We start from the raw sequence: 18,894 nt of genomic DNA on the forward strand, positions 1-18,894 counted from the left end.
AGTTAGAAAGCAATGAAAAAGGGAGGCAATATCATTGGTGAGTTTGGATAATGCAATGAGAAGACAGGTTTTTAGTTTACCAGAACTAATCAAACAGCAGTATGAGGATTTAGAGCCGAAAACAAGAAAGCTCTTAGCGACACCAGAAATTTTTTCCATTCAAAGAATTATTTTGACGGGGTGTGGAGATTCATACGCAGCGGGATTAGCAACAAAACATATTTTTGAATTATTGACGGGAATTCCGACGGAAGTAGTTACTTCAATAGAGCTGGCAAGACTTTATGATAAAAAACAATTAGGATTCTCACCTAATAATCCATTCGTCATTGCAGTCAGTCATTCAGGCAATGTAGCTAGAGTGGGAGAATCAATAGAGCGTGCTAATAAATATGGTGCTTTTACGATCGGCATCACTTCCAATCGAGAATCTTATTTAGGCAAAGCAAGTCAAAGAATATTGGATGTCGATGTTCCAGCGTTTGAACCAGCTCCTGGAGTAAGAAGCTACTTAGTTTCCGTTTTATCTCTCTTATTACTTGCGATCAGATTTGGGGAAGTGAGAGGCAACTACACGATGGATGAAGCAATGAGTTATCGGGCTGATATTTTGGAACAGGCTGATACATTAGAAAAAATGTTGCCCTCGATCGATGATTCGATCTCTGCGCTAGCATCTAAATGGGTAGAAATGGAAGCGTTTGATTTTACAGGCATCGGTTTTGATTATGCAGCAGCTTGGTATGGCCACGCAAAAATATTTGAAGCAACAGGTAAATATGCGATGCATGTAAATACAGAAGAGTGGCTTCATTTGAATTTCTTCATGAGAAACTTCGATAAAATTGGAACCGTAATGTTTGCAAATTCAACAAATCCGGGCTTTTCAAGAGCGAAGGAAGCGATTAAATACGCTGCTGATGATCTAGGTCGACCAACATTAGTCGTTTCAGATCTTCAGCCATCAGAGTTTCCAAAAAGCTGCACAGTAGTAGCTACACCAAAAACAAGCAATCCGATCACGATGCCATTGACTCAATTTGTACCAGTCGCCCTTTTAAGCGGGAACATTGCGGAGCTAATCGGTGAAGTCGATGGCAGAGGAACGAAAGATAATTGGTCATTTGCGCAAGATGGGAATGCAGTGAAACAGAGTGAAATCATCATAGATTAATAGGGAGGATCATTATGCTGAAAAACTTTAAATTACGAACAAAGGATAGAGATGTTGTAAAACTTAATGAAGAAATTATCCAGTTTGTAAAAGAAAGCGGTGTTGATAGCGGAACATGTACCATTTATACACCTCATACGACAGCAGGATTAACAATCACCTCATTTTGGGATCCAAGAGGACTGGAAGATTTACAGGATGAAATTTGCAGGTTAATTCCAACTAGGATTGACTTTAAGCATCAACATGACACACCGCAGGATGCTGCTGGACATATAAAATCATCATTGATAGGTGTCACCATGAATTTAATTATTGCTAACGGGGAGTTGTTAGTAGGGCATTCGCAAGGAATTTATTTTCTAGAATTTGATGGGCCGAGGAATAGGGAGTATTTTGTGAAGATTCAATCTGATGAACGATAAATTAGGGAGGGAAATGGAATGAAAAAGAAATGGATTATGGTTGTTGGGCTGTTAATGATGATGATGCTTGCGGCATGTTCTTCAAGCGAAGGATCAAGTAAAAACCAAAAAGAAAAAATTACTTTTTGGTTTTGGGGAGCACCACCTGAACATCAAGAAACAATGAAAAAGGTTCTGGTAGATAAATATAATCAATCGCAAGATGAATACGAGTTAGTTGTAGAGTTCAGGAATTCAGTTGATAAGGACGTTTCAGTAGCTTTGTCGGCGGGGCAAGGGCCGGATATCGTTTACGGATCTGGGCCTGCATTTGTCATCCCATATGCCGAAGCCGGGAAAATAGAGCCTTTAAATGCCTATGCTGAAAAATATGGTTGGAAAGAGAGAATCATCGATTCAGTCTATGAAATGGGTACTGTAAATGGTGAACTATACAGTTTAGGAAACTCACTTAATACCGAAGGAATTTTTTACAACAAAAAAGTACTTGAAGATAATAATTGGGAAATACCAAAGACTGTTGCGGATCTCGAAAAGATTATGGATGAAGCGATTGAAAAAGGAATGTATGCGTCTGTTACTGGTAATAAAGGCTGGAAACCAGTAAATGAAAACTATTCATCCATTTTTCTTACTCATTTTGCGGGCAGAAATACTGTGTATGAGGCGTTGTCTGGAAATAAAAAGTGGACAGACCCGGAAATTGTAAGCGCTCTTGATAAATCAGCAGAATGGTATAAAAAAGGATATCTTGCTGGAGACGATTATACAAATCTAACATTTAATGAGGCAATTCAGTTGCTTGCAGATGAAAGATCACCATTCTTTTTTGGGCCATCACTTGTCTTTCAGTTTGCATCACAATCATTTACGGAAGATATCGTAGAGAACCTAGGTTTTATTCCATTTCCAACGATCGATGGATCACCAGATCAGCCTGACTATACATTAGGGGTTACCGCTACTTTATCTATTAATGCGAGCTCTAAGCACAAAGATGCAGCAGCAGAAGTATTAAATATGATGATGACGAATGAATTCATGAATGAAATGACAGCAACATGGCCGGGGTATTGGGGTGTGCCATTAAAAGATTTGAAAATTGAAACGGAGCAAATGTCTACGCTGTCAAAGCTTTATGCAAATAGTATTTACGACATGATTGAGGGAGTGAATAACGGCCATTTTGGATTTTATACAGGTGTGTTTTTCCCTCCAGCAGCACAGCAAGTCTTTCTTGATATTGATTCTATTTGGCAAGATCAAATAACAAGCCAAGAGTTAATGGAGAAAGCACAGGATGCATTTGATAAAGATGTGGAAAAAGGCTTAATCCCACCAATTCCAAAACCTGCAGATTAACATCCTAGGGTAAGGGGTTTATTGGAAACCTTCATAATCCCTTACCATTTATGGGTGGAAAGAGGAGAAGAGATGCAGATGAGAAATGCGATAAATTATGTTTTAATAGCACCGGCGTTGCTAATCAGTCTACTAATTATATTAATTCCTGGATTATTAACCTTTTTTGTATCATTCACAGATTGGAATGGGGTTTCCACATCACCAAGTTTTATTGGTCTTCAAAACTTCCAAGAAATATTTGATGATAAAATTTTTTGGAAATCCCTTTTTAATAATGTTCAATGGACGATCATGTTTATTACGATTCCAGTGGTGATAGGTCTATTAACTGCTATGTTGTTATTAAAACGCAAAAACAGTAGAAGTGCGTACCAATTGATATTCCTATTTCCTTACGTACTTGCTCCAGCAACAAATGCAATGCTTTGGTTGAATATTATATTTAATCCAGTATCAGGGGTTGTTGGATTTTTGAAAAACAGTTTTGGTTTGCCAATCTCCTCACCATTATCTTCAGTAGATACTGCTTTATATGCAGTAGCTTCCGTAGATATATGGCATTATTGGGGATTTCTAACAGTCGTATATTTGGCGGCACTTCGCCAAACGCCGACAGACCAAATCGAAGCGGCTGAGTTGGAAGGGTGTAATGGTTGGCAACTGTTTAGATATGTATACTTTCCTTCTATTAAACCGACATTCAGTATCATGATTGTTATGATCATTATTTTCTCGTTTTTGACTTTTGACTATGTATATTTATTGACGGGCGGTGGTCCGGCTCACTCAACTGAAATGCTAAGTACTTATGCTTACACATTTGCATTTTCCGCATTCCAGGTAGGAAAAGCGGCATCGGTCGCATTGTTTATGAGTTTGATGGGGCTATTAGCATCATCTATATATATTTGGTTAAGTAAAAATGAGCTTAAGAGTTGAGGAGGTGCTTGAATGGGAACTAGTATGACGGCAAAAAAGAAGAAGCATGCATTGTTGTCCCACTTCGTATTAATTTTATTTGCTCTGCTAGCATTGGTCCCTTTATCTTTAGTGTTACTAAATAGTTTTAAAGATCAAAAGGCAATTGTGAAGAATCCTTTATCATGGCCCGAGACTTGGCAGTTTGCTAATTATATAGATGCATGGAATGCTGCCAATTTTAGCAGGGGATTTGTAAACAGTATTTTATTGACGGGTACAACCATTATCATTGTATTGATCGCTGCATCCCTTGCCGGTTATGTACTGGCGGGAAAAAGGATTAGAGGCACACAATTAGTTACCGTGTATTTTATGGTAGCGATGACCGTACCGATTCAATTATTTTTGTTTCCCCTCTACTTTGTTATGGCGAAGTTAGGATTATTGGGAAATGTGTTTGCTGTTGGCTTTATATTGTCAGCGGTTAATATGCCGCTTGCCATTTTTCTAATGAGGACATTTTTTATCAATATTCCAGTTGAATTGGAAGAATCGGCAAAAATTGATGGAGCATCAACAATGCAAATCATTACAAAGATAATGATACCCTTAGTCCGTCCAGGTTTATTAACAGTTAGCATTATTGTCGGTATTTCAGCCTGGAATGAGTTTTTAGTCACATCGACGTTTTTACAAGGGCAAGATAGTTTTACGGCAACATTAGGATTTTTATCATTAAATAATACGTACAATATGAACCAAGGCTTAATGATGGCCGCATCCGTTATCATGATTGGTCCAATCATTATCTTCTTCTTGGCAGTTCAGAAATATTTTATAGATGGATTGGTTAGCGGTTCTGTTAAAGGATAAATAGTGAGGTGGAATATGACTATATCAAAATATAAAGATCAAGTGTATGCAGGTGTGCTTGGAAAAATGATTGGTGTTTATTTAGGCAGGCCGATTGAGGGATGGACGTATGAAGCGATAAAAGATTCGTTTTATGATGTTAATTATTTTATAAACAAAAAGCTTGGGGTACCGTTGATTGTTCCAGATGATGATATTTCAGGCACGTTCGTCTTTTTCAGGTCCTTGGAAGATAATGATTATTCAGCAGAATTATCTGCTGCCCAAATTGGAGATACATGGCTAAATTATATCATTGAAAATAAAACAGTTCTTTGGTGGGGCGGTCTTTCTCGGTCAACAGAACATACAGCTTTTTTAAGGTTGAAAAATGGAATCCAAGCGCCTATAAGTGGTTCAAGTGAATTAAATGGAAGAAGTATTTCTGAGCAAATTGGAGCACAAATCTTTATTGATGCATGGGCATTAGCGTGTCCCAATCAACCTGAACTAGCGGTAAAATTAGCTCGGAACGCAGCGAGCGTCAGTCATGATGGGCTCGCCGTTGATGCCGCCTGTTTGCTTGCATATATGGAGGCAAAAGCCTTTGAAGAAAAGGATCTTCATAAGCTGATTAATACGGGTTTGAGTCATATTGATAATCCATTATTGACACAATTAATCAATGTTCTTATAAGAGAATGTGAAAAAACAGATGATTGGCGAATTGTAAGAGAATGGATTGCGCAACATCATGGTTATGATAAATATCCAGGTAGCTGTCCGATGGTCACGAATCATTTAGTTGTAATGATGTCCCTCTTAATGGCTGGAGATGATTTTCAAAAATCGATTATGATTGCTGCCTCGGCAGGCTGGGACACAGACTGTAATGCTGGTAATGTCGGTTGTTTAAATGGGATTCGTTTAGGTCTTGAAGGAATCGACCAAGGCCCGAATTTTAGAAAAGCTGTTAGCGATCGGATGTATGTAGTTTCCGCTGATGGAGGCAGCTGTATAACGGATGCTGTTATTGAAACGAGGAAAATAGTAAATGCAGCAACAGCCTTGCTTGGAGAGGAAATTCAATCTAAATATCCGAGATATGCTTTTGAATATCCGGGCTCAACACAAGGGTTTATCCTTTATACGGATACGCTTGAAGAACAGGCTGATACAAAAATTTACAATTTAAATGAGGTCGAAAATGAAAATGGGCTAGTAATTGAATATAGCCATTTAGCTAAAGGAAACTTCTCTACTGTGTCCGTAGATACGTTTGTGGAACTCGAATCAAGAGGAAAAGAAGGGACAAGTTATTTTGAAGTGCTTGCTTCACCTAGCCTTTATTCAACGCAAACGATCAATATGGAAGTGGAATGCAGGGATGAGCAAGCGCCAAACTTTACGTTATTTATTGATGTATATGGAAAAGCAGATGAGCTTATTAAATATTACAGTCAGGAATTTATCCTAGAAAAGGGTGTGAATCAATTAAGCTGGGAATTACCAGATACAAATGGGCACGCCGTTTATCGGTTCGGCATTGAGTTAACAAGTGAAGAACGTCTTGATGGAAGAATAATCATTAAAAATGTTGATTGGAAAGGCGCCCCAAAACACTTTGAAATGAAAAAAGCGATTGATTTAACTCCAAATTTAACACCTTGGACAACAGATACGACTTGGATTAAATCTTTTATGAGTTCAATCGAAAATTTTAATCCAGATTTTGCCGAGACGTTTTCGATCTCGCATCCCACTTCAAATGGTGTCGCGACAATCGGAGGAACGGATTGGGATGATTATTGTGTGTCTTCACAGGTAATATTCACAAATCAAGAATCGGGAGGACTTGTCGCCAGATCTAAGGGGCATAGGAGATATTACTCTGTATTATTCGAAAAAGATAAGGTGAAGATTTGTAAAAAGAAAGATGATCGTTTAGTAGAACTAGCAGCAGTAGACTTCGATTTGCAGTTGGATCAAAGGTATGATGTCTCATTTCATTTAAAAGGGCAGTTGTTAAGTGTAGAAGTTGAGGGGAAGATAATCGTTTCTGCTGAAGATCAAGAATATACATCTGGTGGAGCGGGGTTCATTGTTAACTCTGGAGCTATATTGGCAAATGGATTTAAAGTTGAAGCGATTGTTTGATAGAGAAGGGGAGGAGATTAAGTGACTGTTAAAGACTACTCGGAGGCAATTTATGCTGGTGTACTGGGGAAGATTATTGGGGTTTATCTTGGGAGACCAGTCGAAGGCTGGGCTTATGAAAAAATTCAGGAAGAATTTGGGGAGCTTTATTACTATGTCCACGAAGAATGTGGTGTGCCATTAGTTGTTTCAGATGACGATATTTCAGGTACTTTCGGATTTTTTAAGGCATTAAAGGATTATGATTATCAGAATTTAACATCAAAAAACTTTGGGAATACATGGCTAAATTATATTATTGAAGATAAAACAGTCCTTTGGTGGGGCGGTCTAGGACGGTCTACTGAACATACAGCTTACTTACGATTGAAAAATGGTGTGGACGCACCGTTGAGCGGATCAATTGAATATAACGGTGCGACATTGGCTGAACAAATTGGCGCACAGATTTTCATTGATGCGATTGCAATGTCGTGTCCAGATGACCCTGATTTAGCAGTCAAATTGATCAAGGAATCGGCAAGTGTCAGCCATGATGGTGTAGCGGTTGAAGCAGCATGTTTTCTCGGAGCTATGCAGGCAATGGCCTTTTCAGAAAAAAACCTCGATACGCTTTTAGATAGAGGGATGAAATATTTGTCAAATGCATTTTTAATCGATGCGATTAATGATGTGAGAGACGTATGTTCGAGAGAAACAAATTGGCGAGAGGTAAGGGCTTATCTTGATCCAAAATATGGTTATGACGTCTTTCCGGGCGCTTGCCATGTCATTCCAAATCATCTTATGGTCATCGCTTCCTTATTGCTAGGCGGAGATGATTTTCAAAAGTCGATTATGATTGCAGCATCTGCCGGCTGGGATACAGATTGCAACGCAGGTAATGTCGGTGCATTGAATGGCATACGTCTTGGCTTGAAAGGGATTGATCGAGGGGCTAATTTTAGAAAACCGGTCTCTGATTTAATGTATGTTGTTACAGCGGACGGTGGTTCTGTCGTAACTGATGCAGTAAAAGAAGCTCATAAAATTATTGAAGCAAGCTATCGCCTGAAAGGCAAGGATTATCAAAAACAGCATAAAAAATATTCATTCAATTTTTCTGGATCGACACAGGGGTTTGAGCCGTGCCCGCAATTTAAAAGTAATTTAGATATCGTTCAATTATCTAATAGCAACGAAACATCCAAACAAAATGGTCTGCTAGTATCTTTGAACAGTTTAGGTAAAGGAACAACTGGAAAGGTTTCAACTCCAACATTTATTGATTTTGACAAACTAGCAAAAAACTTTTCAACCGTAGCGAGTCCAACAATTTATTCAACACAAACAATAGAAACAACATTTGTGAATCCGAATGAAGAAACAATCATCGTTAGACAATATGCACTTTATTATGATATTGATGATACGATTAAAACCGTTTATGCTCAGGAAAGAAAATTAGAAACTGGCGAATCAACGTATGAATGGACGATTCCTGATACGAAAGGAATGCCGATCTTTAGAATTGGTTATGAACTTATTTCTGATGCTCGCTTTGATGGAGATATTATCATTCAAGATATTGATTGGAATGGGGCGCCGAAGGAATTTTATCAAAAAGGGATGATGATGACTTCCATTTGGAAAACGGATCCATTTTGGCTGCATACATGGACGAGCTCGGCAAAACATTTTGCTGCCGATTTTAAATACACATTTTGTATTTCGCACCATGAAGAAAATGGAATTGCTACAATTGGTTCTAATGATTGGGATGACTATTCTGTTGAATCTAAGTTGATATTTAGTCTTCATAAAAAAGCTGGATTGACTGCAAGAAGTAATGGTCATAGAAGATATTATGCTGCCGTATATGAGGGTGGAAACCAGGTTTCTATTATTTCAAGGAAAGATAACGACTTAGTAATTTTAGCATCTGCTAAATTTTTATATGAAGAAGACAGATTATATGATACGAAATTTACTGTAAAAGGAAATCATCTTTCATTGTTTGTAGATGGGAACGAGCTTTTATCTGTTAAAGATGAAAAAAATCTGTATACGAGTGGTTCAGCAGGTTTCTTGATTGAAGAAGGCACAATGATGGCAGATGGTTTTACCATCAATAGCTAATAGTTAGGGGTTATACCGATGAAATATGTAATCGTTTCAACAGCTGTAACGGATAAGACGTATCAATATGGCAGGACAACCCCGACTATCAATCTTGGTGGTGCAGGTACATATGCACTAGCAGGGGTGAAGATTTGGACAGATGAGGTCACACTTGTGACGGGAGTCGGAGCTGATTTTGCTTCTGTTCACGGAAAGTGGTTTGAGGAAAATGGGTTAGTAATGGACCAATTGCAAGTGAAAGATGAAAAAACTCCAACTACGATTGTCAAATATTTTGAAGATGGAGAGAGAAAGGAAACACCTGCTTTTGGAACGAACCATTATCGTCTTATGGAAGCAACGGTAGATGATATTCAGGCAACGTTACATTCTGATGTTAAAGGTGTTTATATTTTTAAAGAGGCAGATCTGGAATTTTGGTATGCTGTCAGTCAATTGAAACAGAATCATCGTTTTACTTTAATGTGGGAAATAAATGCGGATTCAGCAGTTTTTGATCAAATCGCTCATGTAAAAGGAATAGCTGAAAAAGTAGATATATTTTCTATCAATCGAACGGAGGCGCACTCTCTTCTTCACAAAGAATCGATAAACGAAATGATTACAGAGTTTAAGTCGTGGAACACTCCTTTAATATTTTTACGCGATGGAGCAAGAGGAGCGTACATGATATATGAAGATGAATGTGTCCACGTTCCACCTGTGAAAAACGCAAAGGTTGTTGATGCAACCGGAGGAGGAAATAGTTCTTCAGCTGGTGTTTTATACGGAGTATGTGAGGGATATTCCCCATATGACTCAGGTGTAATCGGCAGTATATCAGCATCCGTTTGTTTGGAACAGCAAGGAGTACCGCAGCATTTAGATAGTGAAATAAGAAAACGGGCAAATGAATTATTACAAGATATGAGGTGGAAATAAAAATGACGGTTAAAAAAGTATTAATTGATTGTGATCCGGGGATGGATGATTCTTTAGCATTGGTTCTTGCTTGTAAAAGTGAGGAATTAGACGTCAAGGCGATTACGACGGTTTCTGGAAATTACCACGTGGATGTAACGAGTGTCAATGCATTAAAAACGTTGGAGTTAATTGACAAGATGGATATTCCGGTGGCAAAAGGATTGGCGAAACCACTCGTCCGTCCGCTCGCATCAGATCCATTTACACACGGAAGCGATGGACAGGCAGAAGCTTTTTTATCTAATCCAACTAAACAACTTGAAGAGATCCATGCAGCAGATTTGATTATTGAAACGGTGAAGAAGCACCCAAATGAACTATACATTCTTGCGCTTGGACCATTATCTAATATCGCATTAGCGTTAATCAAATGTCCAGAAATTAAAGATATGATTAAAGGCATTTATGCGATTGCTGGTGCATTCGGGTTAAATAAATATTCATCAGCAAATGCAACAGGAGACAATCCGCAAAGTGAATGGAATGTCTATGTAGACCCGGAAGCTGCGGAAATCGTTTTTAGTTCTGGTATTGAGCTCACAGCCATTGGGTTAGATGTGGCAACACATTTTGATGTAAATTTCTCTGAAGAAGATTTAGAGTTATTAAGAAAATCTAATAAAAAAGAAGCTTCATTTCTATTAAACATGATTGAATTTGTAACGAATCGAGGATTCGAATCTTATTGTGTTTTAATTGATTCAATGGCTGTTGCTGCTGCAATTGATGAGACGCTTATTACGACGATTAAAGGGAAAGTTGGCGTTGAAACAAAAGGGAATTTAACACTGGGAATGACCATTCTTGACACGAGGCATCACCATACTTGGAATAACCTTCCTGAAATCAATATCGCTGCGGAAGCAGATTATAAAAGATTCAATGATTTAGTTTTGGAAAGAATTTTAAGTTAATATTAAGAGTAAGCAATATTGATTGAATGGATCATATTATCAAAAAAGAATGTAATGATGGCTGTTTTTGGTTTTTGAAAGACACCCTTCATGTCACTGAATAGTAAAAAAAGTGTTTTTCATTCGGTTATTGAACAAGTGGAACTGATTACATCGAAAGATCAAATCCAAGTCAGACTGAAGGGGAGTTTTAGAGGAAGGGGCATTGAGTATCCACCAGTTTAAACGAGATGTCCCTTATTTTGAACTGCGTTGATTGGAGTGAAAGGCGCTGACTCCAGTGGGATTAGCGGGACAGGTGAGATCCCGCAGGAGCGTAGCGACGAGGAAGTTCATGGCCCGCCCCACGGAAAGTGTGCGCCTGAAACGAAAATCAACAGCTTATCTCACCACATCAACTTTTTCCGAAATTATACGTGAAAATATACTTGATTAAATAAGGGTCCATTCGGAAAGCCGTAGTTAGAAACTTTATAAAAATCGCTTGCGATCAGAAAATCGCTAAACTTAAAAACCGAAATATATTGACTATTCATTCATGACTGATTATAATACAATTCATACTACAACTTCATATTTTTCTTATCCAGAGAGGTGGAGGGACTGACCCAGTGAAGCCTCAGCAACCAGCAAACATTTGTATGGTGCTAATTTCAGAAGAATACGATGTATTCTAAAGATGAGATCATGTCAAGGTATGAACCTTAAATACTTGCCCTTTTCTCATCTTGTTGAGAGGAGGGCTTTTTACTTTTTCTAAAAACTGAATGGATTTATGTTGTTTTAAATCTTATTAAAATTATCTGTTTAATCAACTTGGTGGGAGTGGAATCATAATGAGTGAAATTGTTCTTATTTCGGGGAGTCCGTTTGAAGTATCTAGCTCTGATCGTGTGTTGAAATATGTTGGTAAGCTATTAGAAGAAAGAGGATATGGCGTCACCTATATTTCTGTTCGTGATGTTGAGCATGAAGATTTATTTTTGGCGAATTTTAATAGCCCTACCGTTCAACGGATTGCATCACAAATTAAAGAAGCAAAGGGAGTGCTCGTTAGTTCCCCGGTGTATAAAGCAGCTTATTCAGGGGTTTTAAAAGTATTTATTGATATTCTTCCTCAAGACATTTTGGAAGGAAAGCCAGTTCTTCCGATTATGACAGGTGGAAGCAGATACCATTTATTGGCGTTAGAATACGCATTAAAGCCACTGCTGGCAACATTGAAGGCTCATAATTTACAAGGTGTGTATTTAGTAGATAGTGAAATTGATAAAGAAAAGGATATACCGATTTTGGATGTGGATACATTACAAAGAATAAAGAATCAACTTGATGATTTTATTGAATTTATTCATAAGCAAAACAGCCTGATTCCGTCACATTACACGATTTAATTGAGGAGGAAAACATTATGGGAAAAAAGCGAATTTATTTAAACGCGTTTGAAATGAATTGTTCTGGTCATCAATCTCCGGGTTTATGGACGCATCCCGAAGATCGTTCACATCAATATAAAGATAGTGAATATTGGATAGAGTTAGCACAAATTTTAGAAAAAGGCCGTTTCGATGCCATATTTCTTGCGGATGTCCTTGGTACGTATGATGTATATGACGGATCAAGAGATGCGGCGGTCCGTCAAGGGGCACAATCACCTGTGAATGATCCTTTGCTCGTTGTCCCGCTTATGTCTGCGGTAACGAAGCATCTTGGCTTTGGGGTGACTGCATCTGTTAGTCATGAGCATCCGTATACATTTGCGAGGAGAATGTCGACGCTCGATCATTTAACAAAAGGTCGTGTAGGCTGGAATATCGTAACATCTTATTTGAAAAGTGCTTCGTTAAATATTGGCCAAGAGACACAAATCAGTCATGATGAACGGTACGACATCGCTTCCGAATATTTAGAAGTTTGCTATAAGCTATGGGAGGGCAGCTGGGAAGACGATGCGGTAAAGGTAGATAAGGAAAAGGGAATTTATACCGATCCAGACCAGGTACACGATATTCAGCATGAAGGAAAATATTTTAAAGTACCTGGTGCCCACTTAAGTGAGCCTTCGCCACAGCGTACGCCTGTACTTTTCCAAGCTGGTGCCTCTGCCAAAGGTCGTGGATTTGCAGTGACGAACGCAGAATTGATGTTTATTGGTGCTCCAACGATTACTGCCGCAAAGCATACGGTGAAGAAAATACGTGAAGATGCGGAAAAGTTAGGTAGGAATCCAGAAGAAATAAAAATCCTCACGATGATTACCCCAGTAGTCGGTAGAACGGAGGAAGAAGCCCTTGCGAAATATAATGAATATAAGGAACATATTAGCTATGAAGGGGCACTTGCTTTATTCGGCGGCTGGACTGGGGTAGATTTGTCTGGATATGACCCGGATGAAAGCCTTGAATATGTAGAAAATGATGCGATTCGCTCGACTCTAGAAAGCTTTACAAAAATTGACCCTCATAAAAAATGGACGGTTGGAGAAATCGCGAAATCAATCGGTGTAGGGGGAATGGGAACAGCTGTCGTTGGCACTCCTGAACAAATCGTTGATACGCTAGAGGAGTGGGTAGATGTTGCTGGTGTCGACGGCTTTAATATCGCCTATGCCATCTCACCTGGTACGTTCAAGGATTTTGCTGAATATGTTGTACCTGTTTTACAAGAAAGAGGCCGTGTTCCGCTTGAATATGAAGGCACAACATTGCGTGATCAGTTATTTGGAAAAGGTGATCAGCTTCCTGCTCATCATCCAGGGAAGCAATATCATAAAGCGAAACAATTGGTTTAGGCTTTTCGCTTGAAGGGGATGAAGAAAATGTCATTTATCTTCATTCCCTTTGTAAAATGACAGTTTTATTGATGATTAGCTTTTGTTCAACAGATTTAAATGAAAAATCTCGCTCACCGTTCTGACCGTTCCGGAATCGGAAACAACTCCGATAATCTTTTTACATTCCCTTGCCCATCTTGGTAAACGACATGTTCTCGTGAGAATTTTTTAGGTGAGTCGATTCCGCAAGCAGCAGCGAGGGCGAAAAGGCCTTGGCGAATATTGATAATATAGTTCATAACACGCCATTGTTTTTCCGCTGGCACGAGCGCGTCTTGATATTTCGGATCGGTCGTCGTAATTCCGGCTGGACATTTTCCCGTATGGCATTGCATCGCCATTATACAACCGTTGGCAATCATGAAACCTCTAGCCGAGTTAACCGCATCAGCACCAATTGCCAATGCAATCGCAATTTTATCTGCAGATATTAATTTTCCTGATGCAAAAATCGCCATTTTATCGCGAACGCCGTACTGATGAGCTTTATCGACGACTGCAAGCAAAGCGGGATACAGTGGGATCCCCATTGAGTCCGCCATCGATTTAAATGTCGCACCTGTTCCTCCTTCGCTGCCATCAACGGTTAAAAAATCAGGGTAAATATTAAGTTTATTCATGGTTGCGAAGAAATCATCCAAATTGGATCCATGCCCGACGACGATTTTCATTCCAACTGGTTTTCCGCCTTCTTCTTGCAGGGTTTGAATAAATCGCAATGTTTCGTGCATATTTGTTAAAAAAGGAAAACGGTTCGGTGAATGAATCGCTTCTCCAACAGGAAGTTTTCGCATCTTTGCAATCTTTTCCGTTACTTTAGCACCTTCGAGATAGCCACCGCGAATTTTTGCGCCTTGCCCAAATTTTAATTCAAAAGCTTTGACGTTTTCTTCCTTCGCTATTTTCTTGAAAGCCTCCATTGAAAAATGCCCGTTTTCATCTCGATAGCCAAATAATGCAGGACCTATTTGCGCGATTAGATTTGCGTTGCTTTGCAAATGCTCTGGGGCAATTCCGCCTTCACCCGTATTGATCCAAGAACCCCCAGCCATATGACTTCCCGAACCAGTAGAAAGAATATAGTGTTCGCCGACAGATCCGTAAGATGTGGCGGAAGCGCCAAACGGGCCGGACAAATTCCAAGGGAAAGTTCTCTCAGAGCCAACGACAATGAAATCGTCATTATGATAAAGCCATCGTTCCACATCATCTTCGACAAGTCGTTCACGCCGTGTAAATAACCCTTCCCGTTCAATCCGATATTTCCTGCTCTTCACTTTTTCTTGGTGCTCACTTTTTAATTCATTATTTAATAGAGGGAAAAATGAATTGGCTAAATAATATCCGGGCTTTTCAAAGTCTCGCTTTGAACCGAAGCTAATCAGATCATTTCGATATTTGGCTGAAAAAACAACACCGAGAAAATCCGAGCGAGAAAAAGGCTTCCCGCTATTATCATCATCAAACCAATATTGTCTAAATTCGGGACCGAGTTTTTCAAACAGATAGCGGACCCAGCCTAAGTATGGGTGGGTACGAATAATCGAGTGTTGCGGCTTTTTAGCTAATTGCCTTAACCATAGAAAGAAACAGAGCGGTCCCCCAATAAAGACGACCAATAGGATGATCAATATCGTCAATAACATTGAAATCCCCCTTTAACGAACAATTCAATCTTATTTACATGTCTATGTGTTTTAGGGAAGTTTCATCAGTGCTTTTTTTTTCATCAGTGTTACTCATGAATACGATGAGAAAAAAATGTGAAAAATAAAAGGGAAATTAAATCAAGGAGCTAAGAAAATGAGAAAAAAGCATTTTAAAAAAGAGGAAGCAACGGTTGCTCCGGGAATGAATGATCAGGAAGAATTGGATGAATCGGCAACGGAAGAGGAAATTAGAAAAGGTGAATATACAAGCGTAACAACAATGTCGTGGGATGAAGTCGACCCAAGCTAATAAAAAACGATTAAAAGCCGTTTTAGGTTTTTAATCGTTTTTTTAATCCACGCCTCATAATCTCTTCCTCTAATAAAAGTAAAAAGGCGGGATCGATATTTTGAAGCCTTGTCGCTTTCCTATAAGCGGAAAGCAAAAGCTCATCTGTCATTTGTTTCATCGTTCTCTATTTCCTCCTTCACCTGTAATATATTTAATATCCCCTGCAACGGTTTCATAAACATATAATCAAGTAAATTTGTTTTGGCAATTTTTTCATTACAATGCGATAATGAATGAAAAGAGCCTAGGGGGCTGAGCTGTGAAGTATATTTCGATCATCTTTTTCATCTTAGGACTTGGTTTTATCGGTTATAGTAGTTATCAAATATGGGATTCGAAGAGTGAGCAGAAAGCAGCATTACAGCGAGCAGAACAACTTGTTACAAATAAGGAAAGAGAAGACGTTGAAGCGAATACTGGTCCGATTTTATTTAAACCTGAAGTAGGTGAAGAGATTGGATTATTATCATTGCCTAAGATTGATGCGACATTGCCAATTGTTGAAGGAGTAGACGAGGACGAGTTAAAAAAAGGTGTAGGTCATTACGCGGGTACCTCTTTTCCTTCCGAGCAGGGGCAAATCGTCTTATCCGGTCATCGTGACACAGTCTTTCGGCGTATGGGTGAATTGGAAATTGGTGATGAGTTATTAGTAAAAATGCCATATGGAGATTATACGTATATTATTGAAGAAACCGAAATTGTTTCCGCTGATGATTTAACCGTTATCCGCCCCGATCATGATGAAGAAATGTTAACAGTTACGACTTGTTACCCGTTTCGGTATGTTGGAGATGCCCCAGATCGTTATATTATTTATGCCAAGCCAAAGCAAGATTCCAATGCGAGCTAATTCGAGTATTGCTCCTTTCTGAATACATACAAAGTTCAATCAGCAAGAGGAATAAGGGAGAGAAAGTAATGCAACAATCAATCATTTTTGATATGGACGGTACTTTATTTCGAACAGACACGATTTTAGAAATGTCGCTTGATGATACGTTTAATCATTTACGTTCATTGAATTTATGGGATGCAATCACACCAATTGATACATATCGCAAAATCATGGGTGTTCCTCTGCCAAAAGTGTGGGAAGCGCTGTTGCCTGATCATTCTAATGAGGTAAGGAAACAAGTAGACGCCTATTTTCTAGAACGCCTAATTGTAAATATAAACAACGGAAAAGGTGGATTATATCCCAATGTGAAGGAGATATTCAGTTTCTTAAAAGAAAATAATTATTCGATTTTCATTGCAAGTAATGGGTTAGTGGATTATTTACAAGCAATTATCAATCACTATCAATTAGATCAATGGATTACTGAAACATTTAGTATTCAACAAATTCAAACGCTCAATAAGGGAGATTTAGTGAAAGCGATTATAGAAAAGTATCATATAAAAAATGCAGCAGTCGTCGGTGACCGTCTATCTGACATAAATGCAGCGAAAGATAATGGATTAATTGCAATTGGCTGTCATTTTGATTTTGCACAAGAAGAGGAACTTGTTCAGGCTGATTTTGTCATCGATAACTTAATGGAGCTAAAAACAATTGTGCGCCAATTGGAATTTGTATCTTAAAAAAGACGAGTCAAAATTCGAAAAATGAATTTTAGACTCGTCTTTTTTGTTAAATTTCCGTAGGATCTGTTGATCGGAATGGAAATTTACACATTTTAGAGATCAAGATATCACTTGAAGATTGTATCGCCGAAAGCTCATTTTTCAAGTATACTTAAGATGGAAGATCATGGAATTGCGCGTTTGAGAAGAGGTGATACATGTTGATCAAACATCTATTGAAAAAAATACGCAGAAAAGATGAAGAGTCGGAGCGGGTCATATTCGAAATGTTTTATGAACGGGTCTATTATACTGCTTACTACATATTAAAAGATCGTGAATTAGCTCAAGATGTTGTCCAAGAAACGTTTGTAAAAGCATTTGCCCATATGGATACAGTGAAAGACGGCGAAAAATTAGGTGCTTGGTTAGCAGCGATTGCTTCTCGCACAGCGATTGATTATGTTAGAAAAATAAAAAGATGGAACGAAATTGTAACGGAAGACGTCATTATAAATGAACAGATAATAGAGCAGGCCTCGACGGTTGAATCGATTGTAGAGGAGCGGGCACTTAAAGAACTGTTACTTAAGGAAATCGATGAATTGAAGCCAGATCATAAGCAAGTACTCATATTGAAGTATTTATACGATATGAAATACGAGGAAATAGCGCAAGCATTGGACCTGAATATTGCTACGGTGAAGTCAAGAACACATCGTGCGAAATTAAAATTACGAGAAGCATTAGAAAAACAACCGGATTTGAGAGAGGAGATTATATCAAATGCCAAAATTTGGTGAGGATCCATTCGATGAATCGATTCGGGAAGTATTTGAAGAGCATGTGAAACAAAGTCCTTCCCCCCTACTCTCTGCCACAGAGGCATGGGAAAAGATGCAAAAAGCAAAGGTAAAACCGCGAAAAAATGACCGCAAACTATTTATCGCAGCAGTGGCTATTTTATTTGCGGTAATTATTATCCAATTGCCTAAAAACGGAAATGCCTTTAATCGCTTTACAGATATGTACTACTCGGTTCAAGGATCAGTTATCCAACTATTTGGAGTTTCTAGTAGTGAAAATAAGTCGGCTCAAAAAAGTGGAACGGAACCAGAAGAATCCATTTATATAGTAGAGGATTCCGGTTTCATAACAGAACAAATGAGCATAGAGGAAGCGCAAAAAGTGATGGAATTTCCGATCCGAATACCTAAATACGTTCCTGACGGATTCCAATTGGAACAAGCAACGGTTTTGCGAGAAGAAGGTGCAAAAGGAAAAGAGATATATGTGAATTATATTAGTAACAATCGTGGCTTTATTATTACCGAATTAGCGGTGGAGGACCAATTTGGGTTTGGTGCAGCATTGGATGCTGATGATGTAAGTGTCGAGGAGCTTGTCATACATGGACAAGCGGCAAACCTAATTACGTATAAAAATAATCATCGCCAGCTTATTTGGATGACACAAACTCATTATTTTTCAATCGAAGGCAGTCTATCAAAGGATGAAATTATGGAGATTGCCCGATCGATGTAAAGTGTTCTCCAAGATGGAGCATGTATCAGTGTAGACAAAGTCATAATACGACTT

Annotated in this window: 18 protein-coding genes and 1 riboswitch; of the genes, 16 read left to right on the top strand and 2 right to left on the bottom strand. The window is 38.6% G+C overall.

Translation table 11 applies throughout. The annotated features are described in order from the left end of the window. Positions 1-37 precede the first annotated feature (37 nt). From KHA95_RS12625 to KHA95_RS12675, 11 genes are all read left to right on the top strand, one after another. Positions 38-1,174 (top strand): SIS domain-containing protein, encoded by a 1,137-nt coding sequence (locus KHA95_RS12625; protein ID WP_349305480.1) that lies wholly within the window; start codon positions 38-40, stop codon positions 1,172-1,174. A 14-nt stretch (positions 1,175-1,188) separates the two neighbouring features. Next, positions 1,189-1,599 (top strand): secondary thiamine-phosphate synthase enzyme YjbQ, encoded by a 411-nt coding sequence (locus tag KHA95_RS12630; RefSeq protein ID WP_213137862.1) that lies wholly within the window; start codon positions 1,189-1,191, stop codon positions 1,597-1,599. 18 nt (positions 1,600-1,617) lie between these two features. Then, positions 1,618-2,961 carry an ABC transporter substrate-binding protein gene (locus KHA95_RS12635; protein ID WP_213137863.1) on the top strand — a complete coding sequence of 448 codons (1,344 nt, stop codon included), beginning with the start codon at positions 1,618-1,620 and terminating at the stop codon, positions 2,959-2,961. 78 nt (positions 2,962-3,039) lie between these two features. Next, complete coding sequence (locus KHA95_RS12640; RefSeq protein WP_213137864.1) at positions 3,040-3,903, top strand: carbohydrate ABC transporter permease; 864 nt, start codon at positions 3,040-3,042, stop codon at positions 3,901-3,903. A 12-nt stretch (positions 3,904-3,915) separates the two neighbouring features. Beyond that, positions 3,916-4,758: a carbohydrate ABC transporter permease gene (locus tag KHA95_RS12645; protein WP_213137865.1), complete on the top strand. Its 843-nt coding sequence runs from the start codon at positions 3,916-3,918 to the stop codon at positions 4,756-4,758. Positions 4,759-4,773: 15 nt separating this feature from the next. Next, positions 4,774-6,894, top strand: coding sequence for an ADP-ribosylglycohydrolase family protein (locus KHA95_RS12650; protein WP_213137866.1), 2,121 nt, complete (start codon positions 4,774-4,776; stop codon positions 6,892-6,894). A gap of 21 nt (positions 6,895-6,915) precedes the next feature. After that, positions 6,916-9,012 carry an ADP-ribosylglycohydrolase family protein gene (locus KHA95_RS12655; protein WP_213137867.1) on the top strand — a complete coding sequence of 699 codons (2,097 nt, stop codon included), beginning with the start codon at positions 6,916-6,918 and terminating at the stop codon, positions 9,010-9,012. An 18-nt stretch (positions 9,013-9,030) separates the two neighbouring features. Continuing rightward, the gene (locus KHA95_RS12660; RefSeq protein WP_213137868.1) at positions 9,031-9,936 is read left to right on the top strand and encodes a carbohydrate kinase family protein; all 906 of its coding nucleotides are present in this window, start codon (positions 9,031-9,033) and stop codon (positions 9,934-9,936) included. Between the two features lie 2 nt (positions 9,937-9,938). After that, complete coding sequence (locus KHA95_RS12665; protein WP_213137869.1) at positions 9,939-10,892, top strand: nucleoside hydrolase; 954 nt, start codon at positions 9,939-9,941, stop codon at positions 10,890-10,892. 579 nt (positions 10,893-11,471) lie between these two features. After that, positions 11,472-11,578, top strand: a riboswitch (SAM riboswitch). A 150-nt stretch (positions 11,579-11,728) separates the two neighbouring features. Beyond that, the gene (ssuE, locus tag KHA95_RS12670; protein WP_213137870.1) at positions 11,729-12,286 is read left to right on the top strand and encodes an NADPH-dependent FMN reductase; all 558 of its coding nucleotides are present in this window, start codon (positions 11,729-11,731) and stop codon (positions 12,284-12,286) included. 17 nt (positions 12,287-12,303) lie between these two features. Next, positions 12,304-13,683, top strand: coding sequence for an LLM class flavin-dependent oxidoreductase (locus KHA95_RS12675; RefSeq protein WP_213137871.1), 1,380 nt, complete (start codon positions 12,304-12,306; stop codon positions 13,681-13,683). A 113-nt stretch (positions 13,684-13,796) separates the two neighbouring features. On the opposite strand, the gene KHA95_RS12680 is transcribed toward KHA95_RS12675, so the two are convergent. Continuing rightward, the gene (locus tag KHA95_RS12680; RefSeq protein WP_213137872.1) at positions 13,797-15,371 is read right to left on the bottom strand and encodes an FMN-binding glutamate synthase family protein; all 1,575 of its coding nucleotides are present in this window, start codon (positions 15,369-15,371) and stop codon (positions 13,797-13,799) included. A gap of 157 nt (positions 15,372-15,528) precedes the next feature. Between KHA95_RS12680 and KHA95_RS12685 the strand changes: the two genes are divergently transcribed. Then, complete coding sequence (locus tag KHA95_RS12685; protein WP_213137873.1) at positions 15,529-15,684, top strand: hypothetical protein; 156 nt, start codon at positions 15,529-15,531, stop codon at positions 15,682-15,684. A 22-nt stretch (positions 15,685-15,706) separates the two neighbouring features. Here the strand turns inward: KHA95_RS12685 and sda are convergent, their stop codons facing one another. Next, positions 15,707-15,844: a sporulation histidine kinase inhibitor Sda gene (gene sda / locus KHA95_RS12690; RefSeq protein WP_213137874.1), complete on the bottom strand. Its 138-nt coding sequence runs from the start codon at positions 15,842-15,844 to the stop codon at positions 15,707-15,709. Between the two features lie 141 nt (positions 15,845-15,985). Here sda and KHA95_RS12695 point away from each other — a divergent pair, with 141 nt between their 5' ends. The 4 genes from KHA95_RS12695 (at position 15,986) to KHA95_RS12710 (ending at position 18,840) form a co-directional block, all read left to right on the top strand. Next, positions 15,986-16,579: a class D sortase gene (locus KHA95_RS12695; protein ID WP_213137875.1), complete on the top strand. Its 594-nt coding sequence runs from the start codon at positions 15,986-15,988 to the stop codon at positions 16,577-16,579. Positions 16,580-16,647: 68 nt separating this feature from the next. Then, positions 16,648-17,313, top strand: a complete 666-nt coding sequence (locus tag KHA95_RS12700; RefSeq protein WP_213137876.1) for an HAD hydrolase-like protein — start codon at positions 16,648-16,650, stop codon at positions 17,311-17,313. A gap of 200 nt (positions 17,314-17,513) precedes the next feature. Further along, entirely contained in the window at positions 17,514-18,098 is a 585-nt protein-coding gene (locus KHA95_RS12705) for an RNA polymerase sigma factor (RefSeq protein WP_249316855.1), read from the top strand. Then, on the top strand, positions 18,082-18,840 hold the full coding sequence (locus tag KHA95_RS12710) for a DUF4367 domain-containing protein (RefSeq protein ID WP_213137877.1): 759 nt from the start codon (positions 18,082-18,084) through the stop codon (positions 18,838-18,840). The genes KHA95_RS12705 and KHA95_RS12710 overlap by 17 nt, the downstream gene beginning before the upstream one ends. Positions 18,841-18,894 lie beyond the last annotated feature (54 nt).

Source organism: Bacillus sp. FJAT-50079, assembly GCF_018343515.1.
Taxonomy (GTDB): Bacteria; Bacillota; Bacilli; order Bacillales; family Bacillaceae_C; genus Lederbergia.